The organism is Micromonospora sp. RTGN7 (genome assembly GCF_033804645.1).
In the GTDB taxonomy this organism is placed as follows: Bacteria; Actinomycetota; Actinomycetes; order Mycobacteriales; family Micromonosporaceae; genus Micromonospora.
Window position 1 is genome coordinate 90,453 of the sequence record NZ_JAPZLF010000005.1, and the last position, 12,955, is coordinate 103,407.

General features: G+C 72.4%; 9 protein-coding genes. 7 read left to right on the forward strand and 2 right to left on the reverse strand.

Going from position 1 to position 12,955, the window contains the following annotated elements:
* The first annotated feature begins 59 nt into the window (after nt 1-59).
* The gene (locus SNR22_RS09130; RefSeq protein ID WP_320066069.1) at nt 60-1,778 is read left to right on the forward strand and encodes an ABC transporter ATP-binding protein; all 1,719 of its coding nucleotides are present in this window, start codon (nt 60-62) and stop codon (nt 1,776-1,778) included.
* Between the two features lie 14 nt (nt 1,779-1,792).
* On the forward strand, nt 1,793-3,640 hold the full coding sequence (locus SNR22_RS09135; RefSeq protein WP_320066301.1) for an ABC transporter ATP-binding protein: 1,848 nt from the start codon (nt 1,793-1,795) through the stop codon (nt 3,638-3,640).
* Nucleotides 3,641-3,872: 232 nt separating this feature from the next.
* Here SNR22_RS09135 and SNR22_RS09140 read toward each other — a convergent pair whose 3' ends face one another.
* A complete protein-coding gene (locus SNR22_RS09140; RefSeq protein ID WP_320066070.1) occupies nt 3,873-5,513 on the reverse strand; it encodes an isovaleryl-CoA dehydrogenase in 1,641 nt (546 codons plus the stop codon).
* 232 nt (nt 5,514-5,745) lie between these two features.
* Between SNR22_RS09140 and SNR22_RS09145 the strand changes: the two genes are divergently transcribed.
* From SNR22_RS09145 to SNR22_RS09155, 3 genes are all read left to right on the forward strand, one after another.
* Nucleotides 5,746-6,459, forward strand: a complete 714-nt coding sequence (locus SNR22_RS09145) for a hypothetical protein (protein WP_320066071.1) — start codon at nt 5,746-5,748, stop codon at nt 6,457-6,459.
* 191 nt (nt 6,460-6,650) lie between these two features.
* Nucleotides 6,651-8,015: an MFS transporter gene (locus SNR22_RS09150; RefSeq protein WP_320066072.1), complete on the forward strand. Its 1,365-nt coding sequence runs from the start codon at nt 6,651-6,653 to the stop codon at nt 8,013-8,015.
* Nucleotides 8,012-9,841, forward strand: coding sequence for a glycoside hydrolase family 2 protein (locus SNR22_RS09155; protein WP_320066073.1), 1,830 nt, complete (start codon nt 8,012-8,014; stop codon nt 9,839-9,841). Before SNR22_RS09150 ends, SNR22_RS09155 begins: the two co-directional genes overlap by 4 nt.
* A 69-nt stretch (nt 9,842-9,910) precedes the next feature.
* On the opposite strand, the gene SNR22_RS09160 is transcribed toward SNR22_RS09155, so the two are convergent.
* On the reverse strand, nt 9,911-10,891 hold the full coding sequence (locus tag SNR22_RS09160; protein ID WP_320066074.1) for a DUF2804 domain-containing protein: 981 nt from the start codon (nt 10,889-10,891) through the stop codon (nt 9,911-9,913).
* A gap of 311 nt (nt 10,892-11,202) precedes the next feature.
* Between SNR22_RS09160 and kdpF the strand changes: the two genes are divergently transcribed.
* Together kdpF and kdpA are read left to right on the forward strand one after the other, a co-directional pair.
* Complete coding sequence (gene kdpF / locus SNR22_RS09165) at nt 11,203-11,292, forward strand: K(+)-transporting ATPase subunit F (protein ID WP_036343797.1); 90 nt, start codon at nt 11,203-11,205, stop codon at nt 11,290-11,292.
* Complete coding sequence (kdpA, locus tag SNR22_RS09170; RefSeq protein WP_320066075.1) at nt 11,292-12,947, forward strand: potassium-transporting ATPase subunit KdpA; 1,656 nt, start codon at nt 11,292-11,294, stop codon at nt 12,945-12,947. The genes kdpF and kdpA overlap by 1 nt, the downstream gene beginning before the upstream one ends.
* Nucleotides 12,948-12,955 lie beyond the last annotated feature (8 nt).

Sequence of the window (12,955 nt, forward strand, 5' to 3'; positions counted from 1 at the left end):
TGTCCCTCAACCGCTGGGAGGACGTAGCTCGTGTGCACATGTTCCTTCGTTCTCGTAGGGTGCTGACGCTCGTGGCGGGCGACGAGATCAGCGGTGGGGTCGTGCTGCGCCGTGCCCTTCGCCGCCAGCGTGGCCGGGTGGTGGCCGGAATCGCGCTGCTCTGCACCCACCAGGCCGCCGAGGCCCTCGTTCCGGTCGCGATCGGCGTGATCATCGACCGCGCGGTCGCCACCGGGGACCTCCGCGCGTTGCTGCTCTCGCTCGCCGGTCTGGCCGCCCTCTTCACCGTGCTCGCCTTCGCCTACCGGTTCGGCGCTCGCCAGGCGTACGCCGCCGTGGAGCATGAGGCACACGCGGTGCGGGTCGAGATCGCCGAGAGCGCCCTCGACGCACGCGGACGCCGTTCGGGCCTGCGCGACGGCGATCTGCTCTCCGTCACCGCCTCCGACGCCGAGCTGTCCGCGCTCGTCGTGCGGGTCGCGGGGCTCACTGCGGCCGCGCTCACCGCCGTCGTGGTCGCCGCCGTCGCGCTGCTCGTCGTCGACGTCCCGCTCGGCCTCGGGGTGCTCATCGGGGTGCCGCTGGTGGTCCTCGCCCTGCAGCGGATGACGCCGCTGCTCACCCGGCGCAGCGCCTCCCAGCAGGAGGCTCTCGCCGCCACCACCTCGCTGGCTGTGGACCTCGTCACCGGCCTGCGGGTGTTGCGTGGCATCGGCGCCCAGGACCACGCCGCACGCCGGTACGCGGCCGCCAGCCGCCACGCCCTCGAGGTCACCCTGCGCGCCGCCACCACCAAGGGCCTGCACCTCGGGCTCACCACCACCGTCAACGGCCTCTTCCTCGCGGCGGTCGCCGGCGTCGCCGGCTGGCTAGCGCTGGAGGGCCGGCTCACTGTCGGCGAACTCGTCGCCGTCGTCGGGCTGGCCCAGTTCATCGCCGAGCCCGTGCAGACGCTCGGGTACTGCGTGCAACTGTTCGCCATGGCCCGCGCCTCCGCCGGGCGGGTGGCCCGGGTGCTCGGTGGCGCTCCGCTCGTCCGGCCGGGCGACGCCGGGCGGCCCGCCCCGAGCCCGTCGCGACTCACCCTCGACACGGTCGGGTACGCCGGACTCGACGGGGTCTGCCTGCACGTCGGCGCCGGTGAGGTCCTGGGTGTACTCGCCTACGATCCGAGCGAGGCCGAGGCGCTTGTCGCGCTGCTGTCCGGCCGGGTGCCCCGCGAGGACTACCGGGGGACGCTGTACGTCGACGGCGTGCCCGCCGAGGAGCTGCACATCGACGCCCTGCGCGGCGCGGTGCTGGTCGAGCAGCATGACGTGGCCTTGTTCGAAGGGACGCTGCGCACCAATCTCGCCGCCGGCGCCAGCATCGACGATGCGGTCCTGCGCACCGCGGTGCGGGCTGCGGCGGCCGAGGACGTGCTCGCCGCGCACCCGCACGGCATGGACCGCGTGCTCACCGAGCGGGGGGCGAACCTGTCCGGCGGGCAGCGCCAGCGCATCGGGCTGGCCAGGGCGCTCGCCGCCGACCCGCCGGTGCTGGTGCTGCACGATCCCACCACGGCGGTCGACGCGGTGACCGAGGCGCTGGTCGCCGAGGGGCTGGCCGCGGTTCGCGCGACGGCGGAGCGCGGCACGGTGCTGGTCACCAGTAGCCCGGCCCTGCTGCGGATCGCGCACCGGGTGGCCGTGATCGACAGTGGACGGGTCGTCGCCGAGGGCTCTCACGAGCAGCTGCTCGCCAGCGACGCCCGCTACCGGGAGGAGGTTCTACGGTGACCGACGAGTCGACCATGGCCGACGTCGAGCCCCGGCGGCTGCTGCCGACGGCCACCGCCGGGCAGACCTGGGCCGCGTTGAAGGCCGAGTTCGCCCGGCTGCCCGGGCTCAGCGCCGTCGCCGTCACGTTGCTGGTCGCCGCGGCCGCGACCGGGCTCGTCGCCCCGTGGGTGCTCGGCCGCCTCGTCGACGACGTCATCGCCGCCTCCGACACGTCACGGATCGTGGCCTGGGCGGGTGTGATTGCGGGTGCCGCGGTGCTCGCCGGCCTGCTCACCGCAGTCGGAGCCGCGGTCGCCGGACGCCTCGGCGAGACCGTGCTGGCGCGGCTTCGGGAGCGGGTCCTCGACCGTGCCCTGCACCTGCCGTCGGCCACGCTGGAGCGGGCCGGGACCGGAGACCTGGTGGCCCGCGCCGGCGACGACGTGGCCGTGGTGACGAATGTGATCACCACCAGCGGGCCCGCCTTCCTCGGCGCGCTGCTCTCCATCGTGTTGACCGCGGCGGGGCTATTCGTCCTCGACTGGCGGCTCGGCCTCGCAGGGCTGGCCGCTGCCCCCGCCTACGCGTTGGCGCTGTACTGGTACCTGAAGCGGTCGGTTCCGTACTACGTGCGTGAGCGGGTGGCCACCGGCGAGCGGGCACAGGCGATGGCCGGATCACTGCGCGGTGCGGCGACGGTGCGCGCCTACCGGATGGAAGACGCCCACGTCGCCCGGATCGCCGATCGCTCCGCCGTGGCCCGCGACCTGTCGTTGGAGATCTTCGGCCTGCACACGCGATTCGGGCTGCGGCTCAACCGGGCGGAGTTCGTGGGGCTCGCTGCCGTGCTGCTCGCCGGTTTTCTGCTGGTCCGCGACGACCTGGCCACCGTCGGGGCGGCCACCACCGCAGCGCTCTACTTCCACCGCCTTTTCAACCCGATCGGCCTGCTGCTGCTCCAGTCGGACGCCGTGCTGCAGGCCGGGGCGAGCCTCGCCCGGCTCGTCGGCGTCTCCCTACTGCCAGGTTCCGACTCGACCGACGGCACAGGGGTGCCTACCACGCAGGACTCCAGCACGGCCGGGCCCGATCGTCAGGGGCGGGCCGTGACGACAGGGCCGGGCAGGCCTGAGCCGGCGACGCTGGAGGTGGTCGTCGCCCGGCACAGCTACGACGACGGACCCGTGGTGCTGCAGGACATCGACCTCCGTCTCGCACCCGGGGAACGCGTCGCTCTCGTCGGAGCCAGTGGGGCCGGAAAGAGCACACTCGCCGGCATCGCCGCCGGGATCATCGCGCCCACTCACGGCTCGGTGCACCTGCGCGGCGTGCCGCTGACCCAGCTGGGCGAGCACCGGCTCCGTCGCGAGATCGCCCTGATCAGCCAGGAGGTGCACGTCTTCGCCGGGTCGCTCGGTGATGACCTGCGCCTGGCCGACCCGGACGCCACCGACGCCGAGGTGACCGCCGCCCTCGACCTCGTCGGTGCCGCCGGCTGGCTCCGTACCCTGCCCGACGGCCTCGCCGCGAGCGTGGGGGAGGGCGGGCGGCACCTCACCGCCGCCCGGGCCCAGCAGCTCGCCCTGGCTCGTCTCGTCCTCGCCGACCCGGTCGTCGCGGTGCTCGACGAGGCCACCGCCGAGGCGGGCAGCGCGGGCGCGCGCGACCTCGACCGCGCCGCCGCAGCGGCCACCGAGGGCCGCACCACGCTGATCGTCGCCCACCGGCTCAGCCAGGCGGCCACCGCGGACCGCGTCGTCGTCCTGGAGCACGGGCGCGTCGTCGAGCAGGGCACGCACGGCCAGTTGCTGGCGGCTGGGGGCCGGTACAGCCAGCTGTGGCGCTCCTGGAGCGTGCCCGATCTCGTGGTCCCGAAGTGAGGTTCTCCCGGTTTCACGGAATCTTCTGATCATGAGCGATCGCGCGTTTCCTGGGTCGGGATGTTCGCCGGCCTGCTTCCCGCCCGCCGTGCCAATTTCCACGCGACCGCAGTCTTCGCCGATCCTGGATCCGTTGACCCGCCCGGGCAGTCAGCCCTCATAACGGGTTGCCCACCGCGGCGAGCAGGCGCTCGCGGCAGATGGAGGTGACGATGACGGCGGTCGTTCCCACTCACCGCTGCGGGGCAGCCGTCTTGGGGGTCGCCCGGGCGATGATCGCCGCGAAGTCGACCCCCGCCGGCAGGGTGCCGTACGCCTGGCCATGGTCGCCGCCGAGGCGCGTGGCGCAGAAGGCGTCGGCGACGGCGGGATGGCCGTGGCGCACGAGCAGCGCGCCCTGCAGGACGAGGGCGAGCCGCTCGACGACCCGGCGGGCCCGCAACTCCAGGTCGTCGGGGGAGGCCAGCTCGTCCTGGACCTGCCGAACCGCGGCGTCGAGCCGGGCGTCCCCGCCGGCCGCCGCGGACACCTCGGCGCGGAAGGCGTCCATCGTCTCCGGTACCCGGGTGAGAGCACGGAGCACGTCCAGCGCGGCGACGTTGCCGGAGCCCTCCCAGATCGAGTTCAGTGGGGACTCGCGGAACAGACGAGGCATCCCGGACTCCTCGACGTACCCGTTGCCGCCCAGGCACTCCAGGGCCTCGGCGGCGTGGCCCGGCCACCGCTTGCAGACCCAGTACTTGCCGATCGCGAGGGCGATCCGTTTGAAAGCGGTCTCGGCGGCGTCGCCCCGGGAGGCCCGGTCGGTGGCCCCGGCGAGCCGCAGCATGAGGGTCGTCGCGGCCTCGGACTCGATCGTCAGGTCGGCGAGCACGTTGCGCATCAGCGGCTGCTCCACCAGGTACGCGCCGAAGGTCCGCCGGTGGGTGGCGTGGTGCACGGCGGTGAGCACGCCCTGACGCATCCCGGCCGCCGCGCCGATCACGCAGTCGAGACGGGTCAGGTTGACCATGTCGAGGATGGTGCGAACGCCACACCCCTCGTCTCCGACGCGCCAGGCGACCGCGTGTTCGTACTCCACCTCGGCGGAGGCGTTGGACCGGTTGCCGAGCTTGTCCTTCAGGCGCATGAGCCGCAGGGCGTTGCGGGTGCCGTCGGGCAGAACCCGGGGGACCAGGAAGCAGGTGAGCCCGCCCGGCGCCTGGGCGAGGGTGAGGAAGAGGTCGCACATCGGCGCGGAGGTGAACCACTTGTGCCCGACCAGCCGGTAGCTGCCGTCCGGCTCGGGTCGGGCGACGGTGGTGTTGGCGCGGACATCCGATCCGCCCTGCTTCTCCGTCATCGACATGCCGGCCAACAGCCCCCGCTTGGTCTGCGGCGCGCGCAGCCCGAAGTCGTAGCTCGTCGTGGTGAGCAGGGGCTCGTAGCGCGCGGCCAGCTCCGGAGCGTGCCGCAGGGCGGGCACCGCCGCGTAGGTCATCGAGATCGGGCAGCCGTGGCCGGCGTCGGTCCGCCAGGTGTAGAACTTCGCGGCCCGGGCGACGTGCGCCCCCGGCCGGTCGTCCGCCCACGGGGCGGCGTGCAGACCGTGCTCCACTGCGGTGCGCATGAGCTCGTGCCAGGCCGGGTGGAACTCCACCTCGTCGATCCGGTGGCCGTAGCGGTCGTGGGTGCGCAGCACCGGCGGATGCTCGTTGGCCAGCCGTCCCTGCTCGATCGCCTCCTCCGTGCCGGCGAGCCGGCCCAACTCGCGCAGCGCGGCGGTGGACCAGCCGGCGCCCTCCCGATCGAGCCCGGCGAGCAGCGTGGCGTCCTCCGCCGCGTCGTGGCCGATCAGCGGGGGTACCTGGTTGAACACCTCGTGTGTGGTCACAGCGGGACTCCCAGCGCGGTGGACGAGGGCAACGACGCCCGGGACGGTGCCGGGGCCGCGACGGCTCAGTGCCCCGGTACGCCCCGCGAGGATCGAATCAGCATCCGCTTCCTCGTGGCAAGCCCCTGCCGCCGGTCGGTCCGGTGCGTCGAAGCCGGGACAGGCCACCGGGAGGGCTGGGGGTCTCGGTTAACATGACGGCGTTGCGAGGCGGCTGCTGAGACGAGGCGACATGCGGTGGCTCCGGCTGATGCTGGGTGGGAAACGGGTCCAGCTCGATCCGGGCCGGCAGGAGGCGCTGCTGGATGAGGTCCGGCACCGGTTCGGCACCGGCGGACAGGCCGCGATTCCCGACCAGGTGGCTGCGGTCATCCGGGCGCTGGACGGCGACGACGGTCTGGCCGCGGCGACCAGGATCGTGCGTGAGGTCGCCGAAGAGGCCCATGCGGCGCTTCTCGCGCAGGCGTTCGACCTGCACCGGCGTACCGGTCGTCGACTCGTGGTCGACCGCCGCAACTACCGGCCGTTGTGGCAGGCGGCCGAGCGGGAGCTGCGCTGGCCCCTCTTCGCGCTGCCGGGTGGCTTCCACCCGTACGTGCAGGTGGCCGCGGCCGTCACGGTCGTCGGCGCCCGGGCCTCTCGCGCCGTGCAGGCCACCGACCCGGGCGCGCTGTTGGCCCACGTGTTCGAGCTGTTCGACCTCACCGTCGCCGGCTGGGAGTACGGCCGGGTCCGGGTGGACACCGACGCCGCCTCCCTGGTCGAGCGGCTGATCTCGACCGCCCGGCAGCTCCGCGCGGCCATGGAGGGTCCACCCCCGCTGCCGCCTGCGGTGCGGGAACTGATGCGGCGCAACAACACCGTCGACGTCCACGACCCGGCCGAGGACCGGGTGGTCGGCGCGGTGAATCTGGGCGCGGACCTGAGGTCGAGCCTCCTGGTGTGAGCCGCCGGGTGGGCACACCCTGCGCGCCCACCCGGCCCAACAAAGTTGAGTATCGAGGCAATGGGTCGCCCGGCGTGGGCCGCCCGGCTCGCGGAGCCAACGGAAGGTGCTCGGCCGGCAGCACCGGGCGGACCCCGTTCTCGCAGGCGGTAGGAGTGGTTCATCATGTGCTGACCGCCGAGGAGGCCGCCATGTCCGTCCCGTACCCGGTGCCGCCCCCGGCCCCGCCGCGCGCCGACGTCGGCAGCACCGCCCGCCCACCCGCCGAGGACCCCGCCCGGCTACGGCCGCGGGCCTGGGTCGCGGTGGTGCTGCTCGGCCTGGTCGGCCAGCTGGCCTGGACGGTCGAGAACATCTACCTGAACCTCTTCGTCTACGACACGGTCACCGACGACCCGACCGTGATCGCCACGATGGTCGCCGCCAGCGCCGCCACCGCGACGCTCGCCACCCTGCTGCTGGGCGCGCTCTCCGACCGCCTCGGGCGGCGCCGGGTGTTCGTCGCGGGCGGCTATCTGCTCTGGGGCGTCTGCACCGCCGCGTTCGGCTTCCTCACCGTGGGCGCGACGGGTGACATCGCGCCGGTGGCGAACGTCGTCCTGCTCACCGTGATCGCGGTGATCGCGCTGGACTGCCTGATGTCGTTCCTCGGCTCGGGTGCCAACGATGCGGCGTTCCAGGCCTGGGTGACCGATGTGACCCGGCCGGCCAACCGTGGCCGGGTCGAGGCGGTGCTGGCGATCATGCCGCTGCTCTCCATGCTGGTGATCTTCGGCGGCTTCGACGGGCTGGCCCGCGCCGGTGACTGGCGGACCTTCTTCCTGATCATCGGGGCGGTGATGGCCGTGGCCGGCGTCGCCGCCTGGTTCCTGGTCGAGGAGAGCCCCACCCTGGTACGCAACGACAACGGTTACCTGCGCGCGGTGGTCCACGGCCTGCGGCCGTCCGCTATGCGCACCAACCCTGGCCTCTACCTGGCCCTGGCCGCCTGGTCGGTCTGGGGCGTCTCGACGCAGGTCTTCCTGCCGTACCTGGTCATCTACCTGCAGCGCTACCTGCGGGTCGACGGGTACGCCGTGGTGCTCGCCACCGTGCTGGTGACCGCGTCGGTCCTCAGCGTGCTCTCCGGTCGGGTGATCGACCGGGTCGGCAAGGTCCGGTTCCTGCTGCCGGCCGCGGCGGTCTACGGCACCGGTCTGCTGCTGATGTTCCTGGCCCGGGGCACGCTGCCGGTCATCGGCGCCGGGATCGTGATGATGTCCGGCTTCATGCTGGTGCTGGCGCCACTGGGCGCGCTGGTGCGGGACCACTCGCCGCCGGAGCGGGCCGGTCACGTACAGGGGCTCCGGATGGTCTTCGCCATCCTGATCCCGATGCTGATCGGCCCGTACCTGGGTGCGGCGGTGATCAGTAACGCCGACGAGACGTACCAGGACCTGGGGGTGATCAAGCAGGTGCCGACGCCGGGCATCTTCCTGATGGCGCTGGCCGTGCTTGCGCTCATCGTCGTGCCGGTGCTGGCGCTGCGCCGCCGGGAGGGGAGGGCCGAGGCGTGACGCTGACGACCGAGTGGGGCGAGGCGCTCGACCCCGACCGGGTGCTGCCGGAATATCCGCGCCCGCAGCTGGTCCGCGACAGCTACCTCAACCTCAACGGCCGGTGGGCGTACGCCATCACCGACGACGCCCGTGAGCCGGCGCGCTACGACGGGGAGATCCTGGTGCCGTTCTCCCCGGAGGCGCCGCTGTCCGGGGTGGGGCGGCAACTGCTGCCCGGCCAGACCCTCTGGTACCGCCGCACGGTGCGGCTGCCCGACGGCTTCCACCGGCCCGGCCACCGGGTGCTGCTGCACTTCGGCGCGGTGGACCAGACCTGCTCCGTCCTGCTCAACGGGGTGCCCGTCGGCGGGCGCACCGGCGGCTACCTGCCGGTACGTGCCGACCTCACCGACGCGCTGCGCGACGGCGAGAACGTGCTGGTCGTCGCGGTGCGCGACGACAGCGACACGAGCTGGCACGCGCGCGGCAAGCAGAAGCTGCACCGGGGCGGCATCTGGTACACCGCCCAGTCCGGGATCTGGCAGACCGTCTGGGCCGAGTGCGTTCCCACCGCCCACGTCGAGCGGCTTACCCTCACGCCCCACCTGGCGCGGGGCTGTGTCGAGGTGACCGTGCACGCCGACACGACCGTGGGCGACGCGACCGTGGGCGACGCGGAGATCCGGATCCTGGCCGCCGGCGTCGTGGTCGCCGAGGCGGGCGCCGTCGCCGGGACCGCCGTGCGCCTGCCGCTGCCCGAGGCACGCCCCTGGACACCCGAGGACCCGTTCCTGTACGACGTGACCGTCGACTACGGCGACGACCGGGTCCGTGGCTACGTCGGGATGCGCTCGTTCGGTGTCGGGCCGGACGCGAACGGGGTACCGCGGCTGTTGCTCAACGGGGAGCCGTACTTCCACGCCGGGGTGCTCGACCAGGGCTACTGGCCGGACGGCCTCTACACCGCGCCGTCGGACGCGGCGATGGTCGCCGACATCGCCGCGATGAAGCGGCTCGGCTTCACCATGCTGCGCAAACACATCAAGATCGAGCCGCTGCGCTGGTACCACCACTGCGACCGACTCGGCATGCTGGTCTGGCAGGACATGGTCAACGGCGGCGACGCGTACCGCCCGCTGGTGGTCACCGCGCCGGTGCTGACGCCGCTGCGGCTGCCCGACCGGGGCCGGTGGCGGCGCTGGTTCGGCCGCGCCGAGGCGGCCGGGCGGGACGAGTTCCGCGCCGAGGTGCGCGAGACCGTCGAGCACCTGCGCAACGTGGTGAGCATCGCCGTCTGGGTGCCGTTCAACGAGGGCTGGGGGCAGTTCGACGCTGCCGAGGTCGCCCGGGAGGTGGCCGCCCTCGACCCGACCCGTACCGTCGACCACGCCAGCGGCTGGCACGATCAGGGCGGGGGCGACCTGCGTAGCCTGCACGTCTACTTCCGCCGATTCCGCGCGACCGGGCGTCGGCCACGACGCGACGCCGGGCCGGGCGGGGGAGCGGTCCGCGCCGATGCCGCGCCGGGCCGGGACCGGCGGGCCCTGGTGCTCTCCGAGTACGGCGGCTACACCCTGAGTGTCGACGGGCACACCTTCGGGCCGGCCGAGTTCGGGTACAAGCGCTGCCGTACCGCCGCCGAGCTGGCCGAGGCGTTCACCCGACTGCACGACGAGCAGATCGGGCCTGCGATCCCGGCCGGCCTCGCGGCCACCGTCTATACCCAACTATCCGATGTGGAGGACGAACTGAACGGCCTGTTCAGCTACGACCGGCGGGTGCTCAAGCTGCCCGAGGAGGTCATCCGGCGGGTCAACGACCGGCTGCGTCACCCGCCGGGCTGAGCCACTCTCGGCTGAGCCCTCCTCGGCCGGGCCGCCGCCGGTGGTCGACGCCACCGCCGCTCCGTGCCGCTACCAGCGGTTGCGGGCCTCCTCGGCCCAGCCGACCAGGCCGGAGAGGTCGACCCGCTCGCCGTCGTCGGCTGCCGCCCAGCCGGTGAAGTGCCCGAAGCACTGGTGCGTCTCGTTGGCGAGCACACCGAGGTTGGTCCGGGCGATCTTCTCGTGGAAGGGGTGGAACTCCGCCCCCACCCGCTCGCCGCTGATCCGCCACGGCCGCAGCCAGTCGGTGCGGTCGTACTCCCAGCGCAACTCGTCACCGATCTTGTGCAACCGGCCGTCGACGAAGAGGCCGTTCTCGGTCGAGCCGGTGCCGTCGGTCCACCGGCCGCCGAGCTGGATCGCCCGACCCGGGCCGCTGCCGGCGGCCCAGTTCCAACGGATCGCGTACGGCCACTTGCCGCGGCCGTGGTCGAGGACGGCGAAGGAGTCCGACTCGTCGACCGGATGGTCCACCCCGTTGACCCGCACGGTGCCGCGCACCGGACGGCCGAGGTCCTTGACCGTGTACTGGAACCGGCGGGCGCTCCAGGGCACCACCACCCCGAGCGACTCGTGCCCCGCTGGCAGCGGCACCACGAGATCGACCTCCAGCCCGGGGGCGGTGGCCCGGATCGTGGTTCCCGACGCCTGCTGGTCGATGTCGATCGAGAGTCCGCCGCCGCGGGCCCGCACGGCGCCCAGCCCGCTGACTGGCGGGAAGAACGCGCCCCGGGCGAAGGGGACCACCGCATTCCGGTCGATCTCGACCTTCGTCGTCCGGTCGAGCACGTAGACGCTGTGTACGCCCGCGTAGTCCAGCGACGAGGCGACCAGGCTGACGATGTGGCTCGGGGTGACGATTCCCCAGTATTCCCAGCGCTTGTTGCGGCCCCAGCCACGCAGGTTCGCCCGGTGCACCGGGCGGCGGCTCCAGCCCACCGCGGCGGGGTGGAGCCGCCCGCCCGGAAGGCACAGGTCGATCGGCTCGGTGATCTCGTTCTCATGCGTCACGACGGGAGGGTATCCGGTCGGCCCCGGCTGCCCGTGGGCTGCGGCCGTAGCTCCGCCGGTGACCTGTTTCACCTGATCAACGCCCGCGCGTTAAAAGGGCGTCAAGAAACCGGCGGGCGCCGTCATGGTCGCGTCAAGGACCCTGTTGGGCGGCGACGGCGAGGCGTGTGATTGCCCGGCGCGACCGGATGGCGGTCGTGGGGAAATCAATTCCGGTAAGAGGAGCCAGCAGTGTCTGACGTGCTGTTCGTGGTGTTGACGCTGGCGCTGTTCGCGGCGCTTGCCCTGGTGGTGCGGGCGGTGGAGAAGCTGTGAGCGCCGTCAACGCCGTGGGCCTGGTGCTCGCGATCGGCCTGGGGGTCTTCCTGGTGGTTGCCCTGCTGTTCCCGGAGCGGTTCTGATGACCATGACAACGGCAGGCGTCGTCTTCGTCCTGTCCCTGGTGGCGGCCCTGGTCGCTGTGCACAAGCCCCTCGGTGACTACATGTTCCGGGTGGTCTCCGGCACCGGGCAGTCCCGGGTCGAGCGTGGGATCTACCGCGTGGTGGGGGTGAACCCGGCGGCCGAGCAGTCCTGGGGCGTGTACGCCCGCAGCGTGCTGGCCTTCTCCGGGGTCTCGGTGCTGTTTCTCTACGCGTTCCAGCGGCTGCAGCATCACCTCTGGCTCTCACTGGGCTTCGACCCGGTGGTGCCGCACGGCGCGTGGAACACGGCGGTGTCGTTCGTGACCAACACGAACTGGCAGTCGTACTCGGGTGAGTCGACGATGGGCCACCTGGTGCAGATGGCCGGGCTGGCGGTGCAGAACTTCGTCTCCGCAGGCGTCGGCATCGCCGTCGCGGTCGCCCTGGTGCGCGGGTTCGCCCGCAGCCGCACGGGCGAGTTGGGCAACTTCTGGGTGGACCTGGTCCGGATCGTTCTGCGGATCCTGCTGCCGATCGCGGTGCTGGGCGCCCTCGCCCTGATGCTCGGTGGGGCGGTGCAGAACCTGTCGGCCGGCACCGACGTCACCACGCTGACCGGCGGCTCACAGCACATAACCGGCGGCCCAGTGGCCAGCCAGGAGGTGATCAAGGTGCTGGGCACGAACGGCGGCGGCTTCTACAACGTCAACAGCGCCCACCCGTTCGAGAACCCGACGGCCTGGACGAACTGGTGGCAGATCTTCCTGATCCTGCTCATCCCGTTCAGCCTGCCCCGGGTGTTCGGCCGGATGGTCGGGCAGAACCGGCAGGGCTACGCGATCGCCGCCGTGATGGCGATCCTCGCGTTGGCCAGCGTCACCCTGACCAACGTCTTCGAGCTGACCGGCGACGGCACGGTGCCACAGGCGGTCGGTGTCGCGCTGGAGGGCAAGGAGGTGCGCTTCGACGTGTCGAACTCGGCGACCTTCGCCGCCGCGACCACGTTGACCTCGACCGGGGCGGTGAACTCGTTCCACGACTCGTTCACCTCGCTGGGCGGGATGATGACGATGGTCAACATGATGCTCGGCGAGGTCGCGCCCGGTGGCACCGGTTCGGGCCTGTACGGCCTGCTCATCCTCGCGGTGATCACCGTCTTCGTGGCCGGGTTGATGGTGGGGCGGACCCCGGAGTACCTGGGCAAGAAGATCGGCTCGCGGGAGATCAAGTTCGCGTCGCTGTACTTCCTGATCACCCCCACGCTGGTGCTGGTCGGCACGGCGACAGCGTTCGCCACGGGCAACAACTCCACGGCGCTGAACGTCGGCCGGCACGGCCTCTCCGAGGTGCTGTACGCGTTCACCTCGGCCAGCAACAACAACGGCTCCGCGTTCGGCGGTATCACGGTCAACACCACGTGGTGGGACACCGCGCTGGGGTTGTGCATGCTGCTGGGCCGGTTCCTGCCGATCATCTTCGTCCTCGCCCTGGCCGGCTCCCTGGCCCGTCAGGCGCCCACCCCTGCCTCCGAGGGCACCCTGCCGACCCACCGACCGTTGTTCGTCGGGATGGTCGTCGGTGTCACGGTGATCCTCGTCGCGCTGACCTTCCTGCCCGCGCTCGCCCTCGGCCCGCTGGCTGAGGGGCTGTGACCATCATG

Coding starts and splice junctions, on each gene's coding strand:
- SNR22_RS09135 (WP_320066301.1), top strand. CDS start 1,793: ATGGCCGACGTCGAGCCCCGGCGGCTGCTGCCGACGGCCACCGCCGGG.
- SNR22_RS09145 (WP_320066071.1), top strand. CDS start 5,746: ATGCGGTGGCTCCGGCTGATGCTGGGTGGGAAACGGGTCCAGCTCGAT.
- SNR22_RS09150 (WP_320066072.1), top strand. CDS start 6,651: ATGTCCGTCCCGTACCCGGTGCCGCCCCCGGCCCCGCCGCGCGCCGAC.
- kdpA (WP_320066075.1), top strand. CDS start 11,292: ATGACCATGACAACGGCAGGCGTCGTCTTCGTCCTGTCCCTGGTGGCG.